Origin of the sequence: Nostoc sp. MG11, from assembly GCF_014904695.1 — a bacterium.
GTDB lineage: Bacteria > Cyanobacteriota > Cyanobacteriia > Cyanobacteriales > Nostocaceae > Komarekiella.
Genome location: NZ_JACXXN010000001.1, coordinates 517855 through 541065, shown reverse-complemented (window position 1 = coordinate 541065; position 23211 = coordinate 517855). Strand labels below are relative to the sequence as shown.

20 protein-coding genes and 1 pseudogene are annotated in these 23211 nt (G+C 41.0%); 5 read left to right on the top strand and 16 right to left on the bottom strand.

Features of this window, described 5'->3' with window-relative positions; translation table 11 throughout:
• Positions 1–145 precede the first annotated feature (145 nt).
• Positions 146–304 carry a hypothetical protein gene (locus HCR01_RS02315; protein ID WP_193194097.1) on the top strand — a complete coding sequence of 53 codons (159 nt, stop codon included), beginning with the start codon at positions 146–148 and terminating at the stop codon, positions 302–304.
• Here the strand turns inward: HCR01_RS02315 and HCR01_RS02310 are convergent.
• The 3 genes from HCR01_RS02310 to HCR01_RS02300 all read right to left on the bottom strand — a co-directional run bounded on the left by HCR01_RS02310 (position 301) and on the right by HCR01_RS02300 (position 3958).
• Entirely contained in the window at positions 301–486 is a 186-nt protein-coding gene (locus HCR01_RS02310; RefSeq protein ID WP_193194096.1) for a hypothetical protein, read from the bottom strand. The genes HCR01_RS02315 and HCR01_RS02310 overlap by 4 nt on opposite strands.
• Before the next feature lie 990 nt (positions 487–1476).
• On the bottom strand, positions 1477–2448 hold the full coding sequence (locus tag HCR01_RS02305) for a DUF362 domain-containing protein (protein ID WP_193194095.1): 972 nt from the start codon (positions 2446–2448) through the stop codon (positions 1477–1479).
• 88 nt (positions 2449–2536) lie between these two features.
• Complete coding sequence (locus HCR01_RS02300) at positions 2537–3958, bottom strand: aspartate ammonia-lyase (protein ID WP_193194094.1); 1422 nt, start codon at positions 3956–3958, stop codon at positions 2537–2539.
• A 94-nt stretch (positions 3959–4052) separates the two neighbouring features.
• On the opposite strand from HCR01_RS02300, the gene pgsA reads away from it, so the two are divergent.
• Complete coding sequence (gene pgsA / locus HCR01_RS02295) at positions 4053–4601, top strand: CDP-diacylglycerol--glycerol-3-phosphate 3-phosphatidyltransferase (protein ID WP_193194093.1); 549 nt, start codon at positions 4053–4055, stop codon at positions 4599–4601.
• Between the two features lie 41 nt (positions 4602–4642).
• Here pgsA and HCR01_RS02290 read toward each other — a convergent pair whose 3' ends face one another.
• From HCR01_RS02290 to HCR01_RS02265, 6 genes and pseudogenes are all read right to left on the bottom strand, one after another.
• On the bottom strand, positions 4643–5302 hold the full coding sequence (locus HCR01_RS02290) for a L,D-transpeptidase (RefSeq protein ID WP_193194092.1): 660 nt from the start codon (positions 5300–5302) through the stop codon (positions 4643–4645).
• A gap of 145 nt (positions 5303–5447) precedes the next feature.
• Entirely contained in the window at positions 5448–5987 is a 540-nt protein-coding gene (locus tag HCR01_RS02285) for a hypothetical protein (RefSeq protein ID WP_193194091.1), read from the bottom strand.
• Between the two features lie 109 nt (positions 5988–6096).
• On the bottom strand, positions 6097–6468 hold the full coding sequence (locus HCR01_RS38345) for a hypothetical protein (RefSeq protein WP_226889088.1): 372 nt from the start codon (positions 6466–6468) through the stop codon (positions 6097–6099).
• Between the two features lie 156 nt (positions 6469–6624).
• Positions 6625–7512: pseudogene (locus HCR01_RS38340) on the bottom strand (protein kinase domain-containing protein); the annotation flags it as partial.
• 23 nt (positions 7513–7535) lie between these two features.
• Positions 7536–8729, bottom strand: coding sequence for an FHA domain-containing protein (locus tag HCR01_RS02275; protein WP_193194089.1), 1194 nt, complete (start codon positions 8727–8729; stop codon positions 7536–7538).
• Between the two features lie 834 nt (positions 8730–9563).
• On the bottom strand, positions 9564–11153 hold the full coding sequence (locus HCR01_RS02265) for a DUF1565 domain-containing protein (RefSeq protein WP_193194088.1): 1590 nt from the start codon (positions 11151–11153) through the stop codon (positions 9564–9566).
• A 261-nt stretch (positions 11154–11414) separates the two neighbouring features.
• Here HCR01_RS02265 and HCR01_RS02260 point away from each other — a divergent pair, with 261 nt between their 5' ends.
• A complete protein-coding gene (locus tag HCR01_RS02260; protein ID WP_193194086.1) occupies positions 11415–12038 on the top strand; it encodes a 4Fe-4S single cluster domain-containing protein in 624 nt (207 codons plus the stop codon).
• An 80-nt stretch (positions 12039–12118) separates the two neighbouring features.
• Here HCR01_RS02260 and HCR01_RS02255 read toward each other — a convergent pair whose 3' ends face one another.
• The 7 genes from HCR01_RS02255 to HCR01_RS02225 all read right to left on the bottom strand — a co-directional run bounded on the left by HCR01_RS02255 (position 12119) and on the right by HCR01_RS02225 (position 19651).
• Positions 12119–12706, bottom strand: a complete 588-nt coding sequence (locus HCR01_RS02255) for an HMA2 domain-containing protein (RefSeq protein WP_193194084.1) — start codon at positions 12704–12706, stop codon at positions 12119–12121.
• A gap of 169 nt (positions 12707–12875) precedes the next feature.
• A complete protein-coding gene (locus HCR01_RS02250) occupies positions 12876–13184 on the bottom strand; it encodes a DUF5132 domain-containing protein (RefSeq protein ID WP_162398501.1) in 309 nt (102 codons plus the stop codon).
• A 73-nt stretch (positions 13185–13257) separates the two neighbouring features.
• Positions 13258–15519: a heavy metal translocating P-type ATPase gene (locus tag HCR01_RS02245; protein ID WP_193194082.1), complete on the bottom strand. Its 2262-nt coding sequence runs from the start codon at positions 15517–15519 to the stop codon at positions 13258–13260.
• Positions 15520–15644: 125 nt separating this feature from the next.
• Positions 15645–16427 carry a hypothetical protein gene (locus HCR01_RS02240; RefSeq protein ID WP_193194080.1) on the bottom strand — a complete coding sequence of 261 codons (783 nt, stop codon included), beginning with the start codon at positions 16425–16427 and terminating at the stop codon, positions 15645–15647.
• Between the two features lie 31 nt (positions 16428–16458).
• The gene (locus HCR01_RS02235; protein WP_193194079.1) at positions 16459–17655 is read right to left on the bottom strand and encodes an HMA2 domain-containing protein; all 1197 of its coding nucleotides are present in this window, start codon (positions 17653–17655) and stop codon (positions 16459–16461) included.
• 93 nt (positions 17656–17748) lie between these two features.
• Entirely contained in the window at positions 17749–18282 is a 534-nt protein-coding gene (def, locus tag HCR01_RS02230; protein WP_193194077.1) for a peptide deformylase, read from the bottom strand.
• Positions 18283–18391: 109 nt separating this feature from the next.
• Entirely contained in the window at positions 18392–19651 is a 1260-nt protein-coding gene (locus HCR01_RS02225; RefSeq protein WP_193194075.1) for an HhoA/HhoB/HtrA family serine endopeptidase, read from the bottom strand.
• Positions 19652–19820: 169 nt separating this feature from the next.
• Between HCR01_RS02225 and dnaA the strand changes: the two genes are divergently transcribed.
• Positions 19821–21200: a chromosomal replication initiator protein DnaA gene (dnaA, locus tag HCR01_RS02220; protein ID WP_193194073.1), complete on the top strand. Its 1380-nt coding sequence runs from the start codon at positions 19821–19823 to the stop codon at positions 21198–21200.
• 188 nt (positions 21201–21388) lie between these two features.
• Entirely contained in the window at positions 21389–23176 is a 1788-nt protein-coding gene (gene aspS / locus HCR01_RS02215; protein ID WP_193194071.1) for an aspartate--tRNA ligase, read from the top strand.
• The last annotated feature ends 35 nt before the right edge of the window (positions 23177–23211 follow it).

Below are 23211 nucleotides of genomic sequence, written 5' to 3'. Positions count from 1 at the left end.
TTCGCAACGCTTTTTCCAAGATATTAGTTTAGCTCTTTCTCGCCTTTAATTACCGCTAGAGGGGTTTGTGCCATTACTCAACCAAGATTGTTGAACTATAGCTGTTGCCAGGTAGTTTGGGAGATCATCTGATCATAAAATCCTGATGCTAAAAGGCTTGAAAGCCTTTCCCCTGCTATATGGTCAAACAACACGGATGCAATTTATTCTCGATGAACTGAGTCCACAGACATTGTTTCAAAATCTGCTTTCTCCTTTTTCGAGGTTTTCTGTGGGTGAAATGTTATTGGGAAGTTTTGTCTAATCTTCACTTCTTTGTAGGTGGTAGGTCAGGGGTTGTTGATTATTCTGAACATCAGGTGAAGAATAGTGGGCGATGACAAACACTGGTAGTGTTAGAGTCAATAGTGCGATCGCAGTTCCCACAATGTCTGCCAAACGATGGGAATATGTGTCGGCATTGGCAGACTGGCTATTTGAATTCATACAAAAAATTGAGGTTCGTCGGATCACTTGTAGGTCTACTCTCTGAGTGAGAGTCTTGATGCTATTTTAGCTATTTTTTAACTGTAAACTGTTTAGCTGTCAAGAAATTCAACCAGTTTTGCAAGCGTCATAATATTATTTTTATACATGAAAGTTTTGATACAAAATCATCAGCTAACGAATCAGGTTTTATTTTGTGACTAATATTTTCAGATCCTTCACAGTATGGTGTAACAGATACCTTACGCATGGCTGATGATAACAGCATTATAAATTACCTTTTTCTGCTGATTAAAGATTAATTAGCAAAATGTGTTTTTTTGAACTTCTTCAATTATAACATCTGACAACGCCCTTGCTCACTTCATTTTGACATAATTAGCAATTTGTGATACAGAATACAATTCCCGCAAAAATACCGAACACATATCTGTGTTTTCAATTATTCAACAGTAGATATACATAAAAATATTTGAGACAAAGGATGAACCAGGTATTGATGATTTTTGAAACCATTAGTTCTTACCGAATAAATACAGATATATTAATCGTGTTGTCCAGAATTAATTCAGTGATAATACCAAACAAATATTTTAGGGTTTAAACTTATAAAACTGTTTAATATGACTGTAATTTTGTCAATCTGTATATAGGTAGAGTAAAAATATCTCGAACATAAACCATCGCTTGTATTCTACAAACACCCAATTCCAATTCTTAAAACTGCATAACTATGAGCCTTAGTTTTTGGTAAATCAAGATGTAATGTTTAAGTCCGTTCTTCCAATAGTCGATGCTACGCTCTGAGTCACAACTATTTAACCGGAATTTTTATATAAATCTTATAACAAATTAACCAAGCAAAAAAACCGCCACTAGAGTAGGGCGGTCTGGTTAAGCAATCGGAGGGTAATTACAGGTTACTCTGGTGATAAGTAAAATTGTTGTAGCAGAGTTTGCATTTGTTGCTAGCCTAAACCTAAAGATAAACTAACGTTTACCATAAACGCTCATTGGCTCTTTAATAAACCGGATGTAAAGATGCTTAAACGTAGACTTAACTACGCGGGGCATAGCAAAATCAATGGGCATTAATTTGTCTGGTAGCCGCCAATCTTCTATTTTTAGTAAGTCAGGATGTAAGTGAGGAAATTCTATAGCAGCAAGTTCTGGGCAAACTCCCAGTCTTTGAGAAGCTGCAATAGTAGGTACTTGTTCGGGTGGGACGTTGAGGATTTCTATCATTGCCCGGTCTAAGGCAAATACGTTTGATGCTGCTGCTAAAATGCCTAATTGACGAGGTTCGCCGCCACTAGGGCCATTACCTTCATGACCGATAATCCCATCTAAAATGGTTAAGTTTGGGTTAATTGCTTTAGCGGTTTCTACCAACATTTCACCAAATCGGTTTGTGTCTTTTCCTGCTTCCATGTGCCACCAAGCTTTCATTTTGCCGGGAACGCAACCAAACAGGTTTTTTACACCCAATGTTAATGTTAGCTGCATATGTGATTTGACTTTAGGTAGATTAATTACTACATCTGCTTCCATTGCCTCTTTGCAAAGCCGCAGATGATTAAAATCTTCATTTACTGTTTGGTAACGCTTGCCGTGAAACTCGATAATCGGCAAATTCAGTTCTTCTAAAATAGGTAGATAGCCATTTGCGAGTGCTACCCCTTTAGCACTGCCAAAAGCCGGACTATCTCCTAAAAATGGCTTACCACCAGCCTCAATTACCATCTGGGCAACTTCGTAAACTAGTTCAGGGCGGGTGGTACACTCTTTAGTAGGACGCGCTCCTGTAAGTAAATTAGGTTTGAGTAAGACGCGATCGCCTTTTTTGACAAAAGCTGCCATTCCCCCTAAAGGTTCCAGCAGTGTGGCTAAAGATTCTCTTAAAGTCTCTCGTTCGTAGGAAGTAGCCCGAATTAGACTAACAGATGGTTTTTGAGTCTGCATGGATAAATAAAGTGTTAAGAATGAATAGAAGAAAGAAGAAATTCTTCTTTGCTTCTATCTTCCTACTTTGTTTGTAATCTACTTCTGTCTATTCTGACTTGAGGGGTAAGATACCACTCATTTGTTCTAGATTTAACACTGTGGCTAATTCGGCTTCACTCATCAGCCCTTGTTCTAGGACAATCTGTCGCAGAGATTTGCCAGTTTTCAAAGATTCTTTGGCTACATCTGCTGCTTTTAGATAACCGATGTGCGAATTGAGTGCGGTTACTAAAGCTAAACTGCCTTCGGCATATGCTAAACAACGTTCTTTGTTAGCTGTAATTCCCTGGATGCAGCGTTGCGCGAGTGCGGCGATGGTTAACCCAAGAATTTCGATACTGTGAATCAGGTTATAGGCAATTAGCGGCATCATCACATTTAATTCTAATTGTCCTGCTTGGGCGGCTAAAGCGATCGCACTGTCATAACCCATTACCTGAAAACATACCATTGATGTCATCTCTGCCATTACCGGGTTATACTTCCCTGGCATAATTGAGGAACCGGGTTGCACTGGGGGTAATTGAATTTCTTTTAAGCCAGTTTTTGGCCCCGAATCCATCAACCGCAAATCATGGGATATTTTGACTAAATCTTGCGCTAAGTTGCGTAAAGCACCGGAAACATTCACAAATGGGGCCATACTTTGCATAGCTGCCATGAGATGGGGTGCAGGTTCCAGGGGAGAGTTTAGTAAGTCTGAGAGAATTTCTACCACACGAGCGCGATATTGAGGATGAGTATTCATCCCTGTACCAGCAGCACTACCTCCCAAACCCAGCACCATCAAGTCACCGGAAGCTGTGTAAATGCGGTTTTGATGTTCTGTCAGGATTTGCGCCCAAGCGCGAAAGTTTTCACCCAAACGCACCGGTACAGCATCTTGCATGTGGGTTCTGCCAGATTTGACGATATCTTGAAATTCTACAGCTTTGTCTTCTAGAGCTGCGATTGCATTATCTAAACCTGGGTGTAACGTCTTTGACAGCGCCAATAAGCCACCAATACGAATTGCTGTGGGAATCACATCATTGGTAGACTGCCCATAGTTAACGTGGTCATTGGGACTAACCCGCTTGTAATTGCCTTTTTCTTCACCGAGAATTTCTAAGGCACGATTTGCTAGAACTTCGTTGACGTTCATGTGGTGCGATGTTCCAGCACCCGCTTGATAGACATCGACAACAAACTGGTCACGAAATTTGCCGGCGAGTATTTCATCAGCAGCTTGCACAATTGCCTGACTAATATCTTGGGGAATACAACTTAGTTCACCATTAACAATTGCTGTAGCTTTTTTAATTAAAAGACAAGCATCTACGTAGGTAGGTAAAGGGCGTATCCCGCTAATGGGGAAGTTTTCGATCGCTCGCAGCGTTTGGATACCATAATAAACGCTACTGGCGATTTGGCGATCGCCCATCGAATCGCGTTCGATGCGAAATTCGGAGTCTGGTTGTTGAGTCATAGATTCTTTGGTAAATATCAAAAAACCGATCATCCCACGCAGGTAAACTCAGATCAGCTAGTCTGCATAGAATCTGTACATTTTTAAATTCCCTATGACTCTACCTAACTGGATTACCTTTTCTCGCCTTTCGGGGATTCCATTTTTGCTTTATGGCTTATATAATCCCACACCACAAGCTAGGTGGATATGTTTGGCAATTTTTCTGATTGCGGCATTAACTGATTGGTTAGACGGCTATTTAGCACGGAAACTCAACCAAATCAGCGAATTGGGCAAGTTTCTCGACCCTTTAGTCGATAAACTTTTGGTACTTGCGCCGTTATTAGTGTTAATTGAACTAGCAAAGGTTCCAGCTTGGGGAGTGTTTTTGATTTTAGCGCGGGAATTAGCGATCGCTGGTTGGCGAGTTAATCAAACGACAATTACTGGAGCAAATATTTGGGGTAAACTCAAAACTATTAGTCAAATAGTGGCGATCGCTCTTTTAATTGCACCCTTACCACCAGTGTGGGAAATTCCATCCCTGATTGCCTTCTGGGTTTCAGTTGCTTTGACAATCATATCTGGGGTAGTTTACCTAATACCACCAAAAGTTAGTGTTGCCGAATCTAAAAATAAAATTACAGATCAAAATCAGTAATCACAGATAAATAACGATTGTTCATTTACATTTATCTGTATCTAAGGAACCACAATTACAAGGGTTCCTATTCTCACTATTTCATACAATTTCCGCACATCCTCGTTATACATGCGAACACAACCATAAGAAATTGCCTTCCCTACAGAGTCTCGCTTATAAGTACCATGAAATCCGATTTCGTCTTTTCCATCAGTCCAAAATCCAATCCAACGCTCTCCTAGAGGATTTTTTAAACCTGGAGGAACAACTTCTCTGTAAGTAACGAATGGATTTTCCCAAGCTGGGTTTTCAACCATATTAAGCACTTTAAATTTGCCTGTAGGCGTTTCCCATTTTGGTTTACCAATAGCCACTGGATAACTGGCTAGTAAAACATCCTCCTGATAAACATAAAGTCTTCGTTGCTTGAGAACGAGTAGTAGATGGATATTTTGCTCAGAAGTGTTAGGAGGGGTTGGCTGCACTGGAAGCTTGAGCCTGAGCAGTAAACGCATCATTCGCTCAGAGGTGCTAGGAAGAGTTGGTTGCGTGGGCGGAGAGTTCAGTTGACTAATTATTGTCTTCTCCATTACTTCTTTCTCCATTACTCCTTGCTCAACCGTTGTTCTGGCAGTAGCACTTAATTGAAGCCAGAAAAGCAAAGTAATTGAGATCAATCCTAACTTGAGAGTATTACGATAATACACATTACTACTCATAAGCTCTTGCATCAACTGTATAAGTTATAAGTTTATTACAAACATTTATTAAAAGTAATTCAGAACTCAAATTCCAACTAGCTTGAAGTCTGAATTCTGAATTGTTACTCAGCTATTTTGTCAGATTTAACTAATCAAAGAAGTTTTATCCTCGTCCTCGAACGCGACGTATTTGTGTTGTATTATCAGGAGTATTTCGATTAACTGGCTTTGTGGTATTTGGTGTATTTTGATTAATCGGCTTTATGGTATTTGGAGCATTTTGATTAACTGGCTTTATGGGTTCTGGAGCATTTTGATTAATCGGCTTTATGGGTTCTGGAGCATTTTGATTAGTTGGCTTTATGGGTTCTGGAGCATTTTGATTAATCGGCTTTATGGGTTCTGGAGCATTTTGATTAATCGGCTTTATGGGTTCTGGAGCATTTTGATTAGTTGGCTTTATGGGTTCTGGAGCATTTTGATTAGTTGGCTTTATGGGTTCTGGAGCATTTTGATTAGTTGGCTTTATGGGTTCTGGAGTATTTTGATTAATCGGCTTTATGGGTTCTGTTGGTGTTGACTCTTGTGTAGGCTGCCCTAGTACTATTCGTGGGAGAATAGCAAAGCTGAAAGAAGAAGTGAAAAATAGTAAAGAAACTACGTTCAATATAAATTTTGAGTTTTTAGATGACTTCTGTTTCATTTTACCTTGCTCCTTGAACATTTCATGTTTTGCAGTTAGTCTATCATTAAAAGGAGATCTACTATTTTAAAATTCTAAAAGTTACAGAATATACTTATATTTATTATTTTTAATTACATGATATTATCTTTTCTCCTGACAAATTCCCTTTTTGCCAAACTCCACTCTTAAAAGAGCCATTAGCAAATTGAAATACTCCATCTCCTTCACATTTCCCATCTTTGAAATTTCCTCTATATTCATTACCATTTTTCCATCTTAATCTTCCTAGACCTTCAGGCTTATCGTTTACATATTGACCTATATAATCTTGATGTGAGATAGTTTCAGTCAGAAATGAATATCTTCCACAACCATCACGCTTATCGTTTTTTAATTCTCCATCATATCTATCACCATTTTTAAATAGTAAGGTTCCCTTGCCAGTTAATTTCTTATTGTGAACAAGATAGCCATGATATTTACTACCACCTTTACCCATTGTGTATGCTTCGTCTGGTAATGTAGGTAAAGGTAATAAAGATAGTTCAGCATCGCAAGGTAGTTGAGTAAAGTTTTCGGTCGTTTTGGTACGTAACATAATAAAAGGAGCTAACACAAGCATTACAAGTATTCCTGCTCCAGTGGCAACTAAAACTTTTCCGCGAGATGGTAATTTCCGCGACGTTGTTGACTTTGATCGTGCTGGAAATATAGAATTCAGTGCTTGCAAAGCCTCGCTTGCTGTTTGGTATCGCTGGCTAAAGTTGTAACGTACCATTTTGGTTAAAACGTCAGCCAGTTTATTGCTGACATTTGCCTCGTTTCGCCAAATTATTTCTCCATTACTGGGGTCTTCTTGGAAGTTTATAGGTAATTTGCCTATCAAAGCTTGAATACCAATAACTCCCACTGCATAGATGTCACTACACAGTCTTGGCTTAGAATTAGCTTGCTCATTTGGCATATAACCATTTGAGCCAATAACAATAGTTGAAGTAACTTGACCTTGAGTATTTGCCGCCAAACCTTTAATCTCTTTGACAGCTCCAAAGTCAATTAGCACAATCTTGCCATCCTCACGACGACGCATCAAGTTTTGGGGCTTAATATCTCGATGGATGATATTTTGCTGATGAACTACAGCTAAAACTTCTAGAATTTCTTGCAAAAGTTTAATGGCCTCGCCTTCACTCCATTTGTTACCAGGAATGATTTCTGCGGTCAAGTTATCCCCATCTACAAATTCCTGTACTAGATAAAATTCGTCATTTTCTTCAAAATGAGCAAATAGTTTAGGAATTTGCTTACTAAGCTGACCTAAGCGGTATAAAAATTCTGCTTCACTCTCAAATAGTCGTCTAGCAACCAGCAAAACTTCCGGCTCGGATGTTTTTGGCTTAAGCTGTTTCACAACACATTTGGGATGGCTAGGCAAATCTAAGTCTTCTGCTAAATAGGTGTCGCCAAACGCACCACTTCCCAAAAACCTTATAATTCTATAGCGTTTACGGATAACTGTGTATATTAGTCTATCAGCATCCATTTGATTCCAAAACCCTTAATTCTTCATTCTGCGTCTACTAACTGTAAAGTACCTGCATTACAGTTGAAGGCTTTCTTTGTAATCTTACGCTCTAATTTAACTTCGTAGAATTTGACTGGTTTTTCCTCTATATTTGCGTCAAGAAAAGGCTCTTGAATATAATTAAATTCTTTTTTTTCAACAAACCTTTCTATCCTACCTGTTTTTGTTGGTTCCCATATAATCTCTTCATTGTTAACACTCGTTTTTGCATGTAAAAACACTCCAGCATATATTGTCGCTCCACCGGGAGTTCTATCCAATCCCCCTGGCTCAACATTAATCCAACCTCTAGTTTCTGATACATCATCTAAAGCAGTGAAGCTAATAGCTACTCGTACAGTATTAGGACAACTATCATTAGTTTTTAGAGTTAATTGATTGTAAAATTCCTTTTTTTGCCTCATTGTTTCTTTAATTTCTCTAACTTTTTGCCTATGATCACTAAATTTCTGGTTGTATAGCTTTTGTTTCTCAATTTTAAACTCTTCTTGTTGCTTTAGTTTATCAGCTTGTAGCTGAACACGCTGCTTAATTTCTTCAGTTTTCTGGCTCATTATATTTGCATTTAAAGTAAGTATTGAACCAACAAGTGTTACTATTGCGCCTATTATCGCTACCTGTATTGTTGGCTCTTGCCACCAATGTTTTGGTTTATTTGAAGTTGAATCGGGATTAACCGGACTTGAATTTGGATTGGGATTAACCGAACTTGAATTTTTATTGGAATTAACCGGATTTGAATTTTGATTAGGATTAACCAAACTTGAATTTTTACTGGAAAATTTTAAACCCGAATAATTTGTCGATTCAAGTTCATAAATTTGAATATCAATAATTTCAATTTTTTGCGTTCCTAACACAATTTTGCTGTTTAGTTTTAATGGTAATTCTTTACCAATAGCTAAGTCTTCATCATCCACTTTAGGAATATTAGTATCTCTCAAATTCTTAATAATAAATCTTCTTATTTGTTCATCACAATAGATTTTAACGTGTTCTTTTGATACACTACTGTCATTTATAACGATGTCGCAGACTACATTGTCACGACCAATAATGATGGCATGATTATGTTTAGATACTTGTTGTTTAGAAATTTGCTGAGTTTTTAAGTTACCAGTGCTAACGTCGTTCCACTGGAAGGTGATTGCCCACTGTAAAGTAGATGCGTTCATGATTATGTCCTTGTAACTCTTTGTAAATTAATACAACTTTTCAGAAGATGATTCCTGAAAAAAAACTATACAAGAGTGAGCAACTTTTTACTTGATAATTGCACAATATTATGTCTGAGGTTTGCAGTCAGCATAATATTTATTCTCATCAGATAAAAAAAGGATAGGGAATGAGAAAAATATAGTTATTATAAATAGGACTTACGCACTGTACAAATTTTTTATGTTTTATGCATTAACAGAAATAGGTCCTTTCAGATTTTGATTAATTATCCTTTGAAAAATAGCGTAGGCGCAGCCCAACCTAGGCATCGCTTAAAAAGTGTCGAAAAATCAAGGTTTAATGCCTGAAATCAATACTACATATTTGGTATTTCCTGTCAATACATGAGTCTTAATAACTTATATATTGACAAATAACTTATCATTTGTATAACTCCTTAGACAAGGAACAAGGAGGTTCTATTTAACTAACATATTAGTTTTAATGTCATATTTATTAATTCTATAAAACTCATATAAAAACTCATATAAAAACTCATGTATAAAAATAATCTAGTATAAAATTGGGATTTTTAAACACTAAAGAACGATACGGGGTACGGAGATTTACAGGACATAAATCGTATAGCCAGCTTGGTTTTGCGGAACGGGAAAAGTCAGGAACAAACACAGCTAGCAGAAGCGCAAGCAGAACGTTTGGCAGCTAAGTTGAGAGAATTGGGTGTAAATCCTGACGAGTTAGTTTGATATCTAACCCAGTTTTTCATCTTTTTTGTTTTTTAGTCTGTGAAGGTAGGCTTTTCGGCCCACCCCACAAAACTAATTTGCAAATTAAGCAGTCACTAAATAAGGCGAGTTAATCGCCGCTACACGGACAGCATCTACTAAAGCTTGATACACCATTACTGCTACCTCAGCGCGTGTAGCATCGCGGGTAGGGTTGAGTTGCTTGAGGTTCGGGTGATTAACGATAATCTGCTTTTCTGTAGCTTTTGCTACTTCATCTTTGGCATAATCGGGAATTTTTGCTTGGTCATCGAAAGCTTTGATGGTCGTACTATTAGCAGATAACCCCAGTCCATTGACTAGAGAGACTATAACTTGCACGCGCTGGATATTCTGGTTAGGGCGGAAGGTGTTATCGGGAAAACCAGAGAGAAATAAACCTTGATACGCCTGCTGAATTACCTTGGATGCCCAGAAATTATCTGGTACATCCTTAAATTTGCTCACAGCGCGGTTTGGCGATGGATTGAAAGCTTTTACAAGTAAGGCTGCGTATTGCGATCGCGTCATTGTAGCATCAGGTTTAAACGTGCGATCAGGAAAACCGTTGACTATTCCCTGTTTAACTAATTCTCGAATAAATGCAGCTGCCCAATGATTAGCAATATCGCTTAAATCAATAAAGCTGGGTGTAGGGGTTGGTGTGGGTATGGGTATAGGTACGAGTATAGGTGGTGTGGGAGTAGGTGCGGGTGTTGGTGTAGGTGTGGTGGATATCGGGGAGGGTGTGGGAGTAGGTGCGGGTATTGGTGTCAGGATAGGAACTGAACTATCTTCAAACTCTAAGTTTCCCGTGGCTTTAGCCGGATTTATTTGGTTTCCTACCAAAACCAGCTTGTTGGAACTAGCATTTTGCAAATCAAATTTACCGTTATTGCGTAGGATGTTCCCGCCTGGATTATTGGTACTACCGAGATCAGGAAAGGCAGTTGCAATTATTGTCAGACCATCGTCAGTATTGTTTTCGCTGAGATTATTACGTAGCACAGGACGCGCACTACCAGAGATGACTATCCCAGAACGGTTTTCGTAAATTTTGTTTTCTAGAAGTGTGGGTGATGCTGTATCACTAATTGCTATGCCGTAGCCTGTTTTAACGCAGGTATTCCCTTTAATTTGACCTTTGGAATTTCTCGCGATCGCAATTCCATTGGCTGCATTCTCACTAAAAACATTACCTAGAATAACTGGGTTAGCATCACCTGTTGCAAATACTCCCTCACGCTTGCACTGGGTAAAGGTGCAATTAGCTACTGTAGGAGCGGTTGACTCAACCCAGACACCACTACCACGACTAGCTAAATTTGTCACAGTTACCCCCCGGAGTTCGGCGCTAGTCAGCAGTACCAAGGTGACGTTTTGACCAGCAAAAGTGCGACTGAGGTAGTTACCACTCCCTTCAATCACAATACCTCTGCCTTTACTAGCTTCATTACCCACCACTGTTACACCAGATGGAACTGTCAGAGGAAAAGCTTCACCACTGGCGGCATTGTAATTCCCTTCTGCTAGTTGAATTTTTGTGCCGAGTGTGGCAACTTTGAGGGCTTGCGTAATCGTTTTAAACGGGGTTTGTTGGCTACCAGAGTTGACATCACTCCCTCTTGAGGGATTCACGTAAAAGCTTTGAGTCATATTTATACTTTAAAAAAATATATAGCCATAGTAGCGCTAACCGCTGAAGTAGGTAGCGATCGCTGAAATTAATTTGCAATATTGATTGGGGATTGAGGACTGAGGAGCAGTGAGGAGCAGGGGAGAGAAATTCTAACTCAGCTACTCATCACTATTGATAGCAAGCCAGCACAAGACAATGGAAACTCTTGTAACAGCATTACTAGCTATGGCTTCGATATATTAGCGGTTAACAGGCAACGGTTAAAAGGAGTTAAAGAGATGGAAACTAAGCCAACTGACCCATCGCTAGCACTCACAGAAATTCCCCCTGGCTATCTCAACATCATGGGTTACGTTGATAAATCAGAGGTCAACGGGCCTGGTTGTCGTGCTGTTGTTTGGGTGCAGGGTTGTCCTCGTGAGTGTCCTGGCTGCTTTAATCCTGACTCTTGGTCATTTGAGACTAACCAGCTGATAGCTATTGATACCCTTGCAAAGAACATTCTCAGCAATCCCCACAATACAGGTTTGACGTTCTCTGGTGGAGAACCCTTTTGGCAAGCGCCTACATTAGCGTCTTTAGCCAGGAAGGTAAAAGCTGCGGGATTAAATGTGATGTCTTTTACTGGGTTTACTCTTGAGCAGCTACAGTCTGAATCTGCACCGCCAGGTTCCCAAGCATTATTAGAACAATTAGATATCCTAATTGACGGGCCTTTTGTGCAAACTCTAGCACTTAATTCTCCCAACTCCCCCGTTTCTTCTAGTAATCAGCGGGTTCATGTACTTAACCCAGCCTTCCAAGACCAAATTACTTGGGCGAGTGACCAGATAGAAGTTCACATCCTCAAGAATGGTGGTCGTATTGTTACTGGCTATCAAGGTGGGCTAGAGCTGACTTAGGAGGGAAGTGAGGAGTGGAGGAGATATTTTTTGGAATATAACAATGAGTTTTTGATACTCATTAATGACCTGAAATCATATCAATCGCTACTTGGCTGTCCTTGACTCGTGCCATGTAGTTTCATAAAACTATCAAAGGCATACCATGCTAATACGTACCAGGGAATAATTTCAAATTGCAGACCCTTAGCTATTAACTGCCTAGCAGCAAGAATACTAAGTCCTAGAGGGAAGAGAAAGCGCAAATCAACTGCACCGTTTGTTGCTAGTTCGACTTTTTTATTTAGGTCTACAACTGCATTCGTGACGCCCATTGCTGCCTCAGAGTCGCTTTGGGTAATACTGTCAAAAATCAGCCCTATATCTTGTAGAGTGGCAAAAACATTTTTTAAACTGCCATCTTTCCCATCGTGGTTGATAAGAATACTACCATGATAAATGTTAGTCCCTACCTGACTAATGTTAGGTTGTGCTTCTAATGCACTAGCAATGCGTTGCATTTCCTTTGCTTGACAATAGGGTCGAGCAATTCTTATTCTTAGCCTACCTGGGGTATTGCTGACAATTTTTGTGTATATATGTTTAGCTGGAGTTTTTATTGTTTTTGAGGTTGTTTGCTTGATAACTTTAGACATTTTGGCAAGATGACCGTGATTATTTCTCAACACACAGCCGCCCTCCTGTGATTAGATTTTGAACCTATGACAAAGAAGAACTTCTTTAGTGAGTAGGGGAAGCAGAGGGAGATACAGCAGATTTCAGGTAAATGAACTACATAAATAAAACCCGAAACCCTGTAGAGACGTTACATGTAACGTCTCTACATGTGATTCTTTCTTACGCACCATTATCTGCTGTAGTGTCAACAGGGGTGCTAACAGCTTCAAAAGCTGGATTTTGCTTGTCTTCAGCAATTTCTGCCTTGGCTTCGGCTACAATGTCTTCCCAGGTTTCGCCCAGTTCTGCAAAAGCTCCTTTGCTCTTTTCGTAAGCAACAAGTCCGCCTTTGATCATCGACTTGGCTAGGGGTTTACCAATTCCAGCTACAACGGGAACTATTACAGGGGCTAGCAGAACTGCCCCAATACCAGCTATAATTCCGACTGGGCCTGCATCTTCAACGAAATCAGTAATTTTAGGTGCCATTGTTAAATTTCCTCCTGTAAATTAGGGAAATTGTAGTAAAGGTTTGAAGCATACTCTACTCAAAATCGTGATCTCATCTTGCTAGTGATAGAGTTGTGCTTGATGACGGTTTGAGAATTGGACGCAGACCGTTTACTCCTGCAACCACTGTTGAGCCATTGTTAACTACTGTTGCTGCTAAGGGGTTAAGACCAAAGATCACAGCGATCGCCATTGCCGCTAAATTAGGAATAGCAACGATACTGGTATTTTGATGAATTAATTGCCTGGCTTTACGAGCGATCGCGATCGCTTCTAATAAACCATACAAGTCATTCTGCATTAACACCACGTCTGCTGTCTCGCGGGCAATATCAGAACTATTAGCGAAGGAGACTGAAACATCAGCATAGGCTAAAGCTGGTGAATCATTAATTCCATCACCTACAAATGCAACTGTTTTACCTTGTTCGTGTAGTTTGCGGACAACTGTTGCTTTTTGTTCGGGAAAAGCTTCTGCGTGAGTATGCGTTGGCGCAATGCCCAGCTTAGCAGCTACAGCCTTAGCTGTTCGCTTGTTATCTCCGGTGAGCATGTGAACTTCCACACCTTCGACCGTCAACAATTGAGCAACTACTTTTTGACTTTCTGGACGGAGAACATCACTATATTTTATCTTACCTTGAAGTTGCCCATTGCTAGCTACATAAATCGCTGAACTTGCCCCTTTTTGATGACCATTTAGCTGTTCGGTGTCAACGCCTTGCTGACGCAAAAAGCGATCGCTGCCTACATAAACAACCTCTCCGTCAATCTCTGCTTGCACACCCAAACCCAGTTGGTAATTCCACTGACCACGATTAGGAATTATCACTTGCTTTGCTTCGGCGTAGCGCATCACCGCCTCGGCTACTGGGTGTGTTAAACGTTGTTCAGCCGCCGCAGCTAATGCTAGTACCCGTGAACTTGGCGTTGAGGAATTGAGACTCTTAACATCAACAACCGCCACTTCTCCTTTAGTCAGCGTCCCTGTCTTATCAAACACAATTGTGTCAACTGCTGCTAGTTGTTCTAGAGCACGTCCACTACGGATAAGAATGCCGTGTTTTGCTGCATAAGTCAGAGCTGCCAAAACCGTTGTTGGAATAGATACCCGAATTCCTGTACATAAGTCGAGAGTAAGGACACTGGCTACTCGTGCTGGGTTGCGGGTTGTGGCAAACACTGCCCCACCTAGTAATAAAGTTGGTACAACAGCTTTTTCGGCAATTTTTGTAGCATAGTTCTCCATGCGCGTATCGTGAACAGGAGCTTCTTGCATTAACTTGATACTTTGTCCAGCACGGGTGTCATTACCTACCCGTTCTGCCAAGATATAAATCCGTCCCTCGCGCATTAAAGTGGAGGCAAAAACAGCCTGTCCCTTTTTTTTCAAAACTGGCATGGATTCGCCAGTGAGCTTTTGTTCATCCAGCAGTGCTTTACCCCGGAGGATACTACCATCAACTGGAACCTGTTCGCCGGGATAAACAATAACTGTATCACCGCTCTGCACTTCTTGCAGGGAAATTTGTTGCTTGATGCCATCGCGCTCAACCCAGACAAACTGTCCCAAGGAATTGAGTAGATCCAAAGTTTGCAATTGAGAAGAACGGGCAGTGCGATCACGAATATTTTCGCCAATTTCAATTAAACTCAACATTAGCGATGGTGTGAGAAATTGACCTTGGACAGTAGTAATCGCGATCGCCAGAAAATCTAAAAAGTCAATGTTCAGTTTACGCTGCGTCGTGATGCCATCCAAAGCTCTTTGGAAAACAGGCAATGTAGCCAAGGCAATGGTTCCCACCATCATAATTGGTGGAATGGGCAAGCCTAACGGCCCTCCTAGCAAAGCTAAACTGGTAGCCATAGCCGAAAGTTGCATACCAGGCCAGGATTTATTAGCATCGTTGTCTGTTGATGATGTGTTAGCAGCAGGAGTTATTGCTACGTCATTCGCCGCTAGAATCAAACGACTCAAATGCGATCGCATTTGAGCATCTGCAACCAAATCGCATTTATAAGTAACAACTAACGACGCAGCCGCAGTATTTATCCGTACACTTGTAACCAGGGGATCGCTTTGAATTAATCCTTGCAGCCTGTGAGCATAGTCTATATCATGGCGTAATCGAGCCACATGAAACCGTACTCTTCCCCGAATTGCATGGATGACACTGGAGGTAACTTGAGGAATCTGCTGGCGGGAATGTTCATTGCTATCAGCTAGACGAACTTTCCCATTCTGTTCTCCTGCAATCTCGTGAGCAATTATAGTTGGCGGCGATGCTAATTGAACCGTAACTTTTGCCATTCCCTTCACTCATGTAGGTTGGTTACACTTGGTTATCTCTCTCGTCACGCAGATAAGATAGCGCCAAGAGAGCAAAATAGCCCCAATCTTACGAGATTGGTTAGCTGATAAGTATTGCTGATAGATCAAATTCTTTTAGAGCCGTTCTCGCTTGCCATCCCTACTGTTACATCGCTGGCAGATTCAATTAGACTAGCTAAATGTGATGCTGCCGTTTCCAAGACGCTTTGAACTTGCTTTTGGGAATCTTGGAGCATTCCAGTTTTATAAGTAATCACAATTGATATTGCATCCCTATTAACTCGCTCACTTGTGACTACCGGATCTTCTTTGAGTAAAGCCTCTAAACGTTGGACGTATTTGGGATCTGAAGCAATTTGAGGTACGCGAAACCGCACTCTTCCTGGAATCGCATGAACAATGTTATACGCAACTTTTGCAGGCTGTTGAGCTAGTTGACGAGCTTGTTGGGGATGGGTAACAAGCTCCGGTTCTGATGCAGGCTGTTGAGCTAGTTGACGAGCTTGTTGGGGATGGGTAATAAGCTGCGGTTCTGAGTTTGAAATAGCTGGTTCTGTGGTTGTTTGCTCAACTGCCGCTTCTGCATCGCTAGCAGTCTGAAGGAGACTAATCAAATGCCATCGCATCTCAATATCTGACATTACCCCTGGCATATAGGTAATGACAATAGATCCAGCAATGGGATTAATTTGCTCACTAATTACCCAAGGTTCAGCTTGCAGCAACGCTAGCAGGCGTTGCTGATATTTGTGATTTTCGCTAATTTGAGGTACATAAAATCCTACTTGTCCGGCAACTGCATAAGTAATGCTATAAACTACCTTCATCGGTTGCGTGCAGGTGTGAATGGTAGATTTTGGAACTGAGTGTAATGTAGAGTCCTCCATTTTTTCCTCCAGTGTTCCTGATAGAACTCGTCTATAAGGGAAAGTTCGCCATCAAGGCTAAGGAATAAGACAGAGATGCAGGCTTTAAATCAGCCCATAAACTCGATATATTTAGAGTTTGTCCTGCCAAAACCGTTGTGGTTTGCATACGTTCAGTAGACTGACTAACTGGCTCTGGAGGTGGTTGCTGCTCTGTTATTTTAATCAGATTATTAGGTGGGTTCGTTTGCAAAGCCAACTCCATCAAATTCACCCAATGAGTTATGTTAATCTCACTAGACTGATAAGCGATCGCGATCGATGCTGCGTCACAATTCACGCGCACACTCAACACTAAGGGATCGCTTTTCATTAATCTCTCTAGTCGCCTCGCGTAGGCACGATCCTCAGCAAGTCGAGGCACACTAAACCTAATGCGTCCCTCAATTGCATGGACTACTCTATAAGCAATTTTTGCTGGTGCTGTAAACTCATTACCTTTATCAACAAAGACAGATTTGCTTTCTTCTTCTGTTGATAAAGGTTGCGAGGTATTCTTATCCTTCTTTCGAGGTTTACCTTCTCCAGTTGATAAGGGGGATTGCAGAGATTTTGTAAAAGCGGTTGTTTGAGAAGTTTTGCTGATTTTTGCTCCTGAAACTTGCGGCTCCAGATAATTCATCACCCGACGAGTTGCATCTGCTGTAATCATGTAGACTGAAATCGCGGCCAAACCGCTGACTCCTAGTCCTCCGGTTACTGCCAACCCTGTTATTAAGGGAATAAATGAAATAGACTGCTCTTTCCAAAAATCAAGTGATTTCCATACAGCAAAAGCATCCATCTCACTGACAGACTCAGACGAAGTTTGAGATTGGTGAATACCAAATTTTTGCAGTATCTCCAACACCTGCGACAATGACAGCTGATTTTCGTCATAAGTGACAATCATACTGCCCGTTTGCTGATTGATTACAATTTCCTTCACCCCACACTGTTGCCGTAAATGTTGGGATATACTTTCTAGTCTTGAGTTAAAACTATCTTCACTAACGCGGATTCTTACACGCCCAGTCGTAGCATGAATAATTTGCAGTCCATCTGAAGACAGTTGCACTTGTGACTGTGCGACTGCTTTACTTTGATTCTGACTAAATTTTACTTCATTACTTTGGCGTTCAGAAGAAACTAAGTCAGAAGACATTTTTAACTGCGGACTTAACCCGTTGTGACTAACAGTATTGGTCATTTACTCGATAGCTAAACCAAACCATAGGTTAACGCTAGGTTAAATGTACCTTAAACTTGAGTAGAAAGCATCATTCTTGAGAGCTATTCCGAATTAAGTATTGTTAATTACTCGTTGTTGGTATTCTTGCTCTGTGAGCATATCGAGAGTAGTTTCTAGACGATCTACAAATACAATACCGTCAAGATGGTCGTACTCGTGTTGAAAGATCCGAGCAACAAAATCAGTTAACTCTTGCTTTTGTAACTTGCCATTGCGATCAGTGTATTCCACTTCAATTGCCTGATATCTGGGAATTAACCCCCTAATCCCTGGAACGCTTAAACAACCTTCCCAACCTTTGACAATTTCAATTGAATGAGCAATGATTCTGGGATTAATCATCGCAGTTGGTTCCATTTCCGGGGCATTGGGATATCTAGGATTAGGACGGGAAGCGACAATCAATAAACGATAAGATTCTGCCACTTGAGGTGCAGCAATTCCCACACCGTTAGCCTTGGCAACAGTAGCAACTAGATCTTCAATTAATTTTTGAATCTGCTCATCTTGAGTATTGTCAACCCAAACAGCTTTTTGACGCAATATTGGATTGCCTAATTGAATAATTGTCACTAATTCAGCCATGATCAAAATTCCTCTAAATAATAGGAAGTAGAGTTGTGAGTGCTGAAGCGCGATAGCGAGGCGTTTAGCCCGTGCTGAGTAAGAGAAGAATAATTAATGACAAATGACATCAACCCTCACGTTGTACAGGCAAAGGAGCTGGTCGGACTCCTACTTGTGAACTTTGTCCATCGCGTTCTACTTGTATTTGCAACGTACTACCGATTTTGCTATTTTCTACGAGTTTTTGTACTTCCTCAATTTTTGTAACAGGCTGATTATTAATGCTTTTAATTACATCACCGGATTGTAGTCCAGCCACAGATGCGGGCGATCGCGGCACAACAGCAACTACCAAAACGCCCTGATCTGCTCTTAGATTGAGGCGATCGCCAACTCTATTTTGAATTCTTTCTTTCACTTCTGGCGTCAGTGTCACCATCTGAACACCTAAATAAGGATGCTCGACTTTGCCGTTAGCAATTAATTCCTGAGCAATTCTTTGCACCGTGTTGATGGGAATGGCAAATCCCAAGCCTTGAGCGCCTCGAATAATAGCTGTGTTCATCCCAATCGCCTGGCCACGAGCATTTAGTAGTGGCCCACCAGAGTTACCAGGGTTAATTGCAGCATCGGTTTGAATGTAATCAACCCGCTTGTCGCTAGCACCGATATCGCTACCAGAGCGGCCTGTAGCACTAATAATCCCAGAAGTAACGGTATTATTTAGACCTAAAGGATTACCGATGGCAATTACTGCTTCTCCGGGTTGCAGTCCATCGGAGTTACCCACAGCTAAAGTTGGCAGATTATTGGCGTCAATGTTGATTACAGCCACATCAGTTACCGGGTCTTCACCCAGTACTTTGCCATCAAAAGTCCGGCCATCTTTGAGTGTAACGGTGACTCTATCAGCACCATCTACCACGTGTGAATTGGTCAAAATTTGACCTGAAGAATTAATAATCCATCCAGAGCCGCTACCCCGTTCTACCCGTTGTCTAGGCTGTGATGGTACGTTTTCTCCAAAAAACCGCCGGAAAAATGGATCATTAAACTCATCTGGTACACGAGAAGTGACTGTTCTGGCAGAATCAATCCGAACTACCGCAGGCCCAACCTTTTGCACTACTGAGACTACAAAGTTGGGATCTCCAGAGGACGAGATAATTGGCGGGGGAGCAATTATCGGATTGGAGACAGTAGTATTTTGAGGCTGAGTATCGTTTTGTTGAGTCTCCAATGACTTGGTAGGTAGAAAAGAGCAGCTTCCCAAACACACCACTGCTAACCCTTTTAGCAGCATCAATAAAACGCTCTTTATTGATCGACGAGGCAAATTATTAGTATCAATATTTTTAGGCGTTAAGTAATGGTCTATGTTATTCATGTATTTTTACTTCTCCGTGCTAGCCAGCGAGTGGTAGGATATTGCCTACTGGGTATATCCCAGAATGATTACAACTTGAAAGCTTGTTTTAGGTCTTGAGTGTCTCAATGCTAAATTGGTGCTTGCTCATATCTTCTATTGTGACGACTAGCAGCAAAGGTAGTAGATAATGGAAATTCCCATAGAAAGTCTGTGGAGTCAGGTATTAGAGCGTTTACAGCTAGAATTATCCCGACCCACCTTTGAAACTTGGATCAAAACTGCTAGTGCGGAGCGATTAGAAAATAATTGTTTAGTTATACGTACTCCTAACCCATTTGCTCGTAATTGGCTACAAAAATATTACATCAATACAATTGCTCATGTGGTGCGAGATATTCTGGGGCATCCTGTGGAAATTTATATTACTGTTGCCAAAGGTGATGAATCTCATCTGAGTACACGAGATGTTACTGAAGAATTACCAATTTCAAGCAGTATTGCCCAGAGTATTGCTACAAACAAACAAAAAGCTACAGAATTAAATTCTAAGTATATATTTTCACGGTTTGTAGTAGGGGCTAATAACCGTATGGCCCATGCTGCTTCTTTAGCTGTTGCTGAATCTCCAGGTAGAGAATTTAATCCCTTATTTCTATGCGGTGGTGTAGGCTTAGGTAAAACTCATTTAATGCAGGCTATTGGTCACTATCGCTGTGAAATTTCTCCTGATTGCAAAATATTTTATGTTTCTACTGAGCAGTTTACTAATGATTTAATTACAGCAATCCGTAAGGATAGTATGCAAAGCTTTCGAGAGCATTACCGGGCTGCTGATGTTTTGTTAGTAGATGATATTCAGTTTTTGGAAGGTAAAGAATATACGCAAGAAGAATTTTTTCATACTTTTAATACCTTACACGAAGCTGGAAAACAAGTTGTGATAGCTTCTGACCGTCCTCCTAACCATATTCCTAGCTTACAAGAACGTCTTTGCTCTCGTTTTTCTATGGGGTTAATCGCAGATATTCAACCACCAGATTTAGAAACGAGAATGGCAATTTTACAGAAAAAATCTGAGTATGAAAATATTCGTCTTCCCAGAGATGTGATTGAGTATATTGCTTCTAACTATACTTCTAATATTCGAGAATTAGAAGGAGCTTTAATTCGGGCATTGGCCTATATTTCCATTTGGGGTTTACCCATGACTGTGGGAAATATCGCACCAGTTTTAGAGCCATCCAGTGAGAAAGTGGCAGCTACTCCAGAAGCAATTTTGAAAATTATAGCGGATACTTTTGATGTTTCAGTTGAAGACCTTAAAAGCAACTCACGCCGTCGGGAAATTAGCTGGGCGCGTCAAATAGGTATGTATCTAATGCGGCAACATACGGCTCTAAGTTTGCCTAGAATTGGCGAAGAGTTTGGTGGTAAAGATCATACAACGGTAATCTACAGTTGTGATAAAATCACCCAACTCCGGGAAAGCGATCGCACCTTAGCACAAACACTACGTCAACTGAGCGATCGCATCAATATGACTAGCCGCTCTCAACAATCATCGTAAAAGGGACTGGTGACTGGGGCAGCAGAAGGGCAAAAGAATAACTCTCTTTCCCCCTTACCCATTCCCCATGCCCGTGGTTTTTCATTTTTTATTTCACTAGAACTACTACAATTACTATTGATGCTAGATAATGGGAAAGCTTTGACATTTTCTTGCCAATCTAGCCCGGAAAAACAGACCTAACACTTATGCGAACTCACTATTGCGGCGAACTCCGAAAAGAACATATTGGAGAAACTGTTACCTTGTACGGATGGGTAGACCGTCGCCGCGATCATGGGGGTGTGATATTTTTAGACTTACGCGATCGCTCTGGCATCCTCCAAATTGTCAGCGATCCGCAACGCACCCCAGATTCCTACGAGCAGGCAAACGCCCTACGAAATGAATACGTTGTTGAAATCACTGGTAGGGTAACGCAACGTCCTGAAGAATCTTTGAATACCCGCATACCGACAGGTGAAGTTGAAATCTACGCTGATAAAATTGTACTGCTCAACGGTGTCCGTAAACAGTTACCCTTTCAAGTTTCCACTGCTGACACCGAGACGGTGCGGGAAGACTTGCGGCTAAAGTATCGTTATTTGGATTTGCGACGCGATCGCATGGCGCAAAATATGCAACTGCGTCATCAAATTGTCAAAGCCATGCGTCGTTACCTAGAAGATTTGGCAGGTTTTATCGAAGTCGAAACCCCAATCCTTACGCGTTCCACTCCTGAAGGTGCGCGGGACTATATTCTACCCAGCCGCGTTAACGCTGGTGAGTGGTTTGCCTTACCACAATCACCGCAGTTATTCAAACAATTGCTGATGGTATCTGGCTTAGACAGATATTATCAGATTGCCCGTTGCTTCCGCGATGAAGATTTACGCGCCGATAGACAACCGGAATTCACTCAGTTGGACATGGAAATGAGTTTCATGTCCCAAGAAGAAATTATCGAACTAAATGAAAAGTTAGTTTGTCATATTTTCAAAATAGTTAAAGGCATTGAATTACATAGTCCTTTCCCGCGTCTGACTTATGCTGAGGGGATGGAACGTTATGGTAGTGATAAACCAGATACTCGTTATGGATTGGAGTTAGTCAACGTCTCGGATGTGCTCAAAGACTCCGGTTTTAAAGTCTTTCGGGACGCCGTTGGCAATGGTGGTGTCGTCAAAATTCTGCCAATTCCCAACGGTAATGATGTAATTTCTAACGTCCGCATCAAACCAGGCGGAGATTTATTCAAAGAAGCCAACGAAGCTGGTGCCAAAGGTTTAGCTTACATCCGAGTCAGGGATGATGGTGAAATTGATACTATTGGCGCTATTAAAGACAACCTGTCAGCAGAACAAAAACAGGAAATTTTACGCCGCACAGGTGCAAAAGCTGGACATCTGCTGTTATTTGGGGCTGGTGATACTGCTACCGTTAATAAAACTTTAGACAGATTGCGGCAAGTTATCGCTAGAGAGTTTGGGTTAATTGATCCAGAAAAAATCAACTTGCTCTGGATTACAGATTTTCCTATGTTTGAGTGGAATGCTGACGAAAAACGCTTAGAAGCACTGCACCATCCGTTTACTGCACCGCATCCTGATGATTTGAGTGACTTGAAAACTGCACGCGCTCAAGCTTATGATTTAGTATTCAACGGCATGGAAGTGGGCGGTGGAAGTCTGCGGATTTATCAAAGAGAAATTCAACAGCAGGTATTTGAAGCGATCGGTTTGTCTCCTGAAGAAGCACAAAATAAATTTGGCTTTCTGTTGGAAGCATTTGAATATGGTACACCGCCTCATGGCGGTATCGCCTACGGTTTAGATCGTTTGGTGATGCTGCTTGCTGGAGAAGAATCTATTCGAGATGTAATTGCTTTTCCAAAGACGCAACAAGCGCGGTGTTTATTAACTGACGCACCTTCAGGAGTAGATGCCAAGCAATTGAAAGAACTGCATGTTGCTTCGACTCATAAACCAAAGTCTTAGTTGAGTCCAAGGGAATCTATTCTCAATCAATAGTA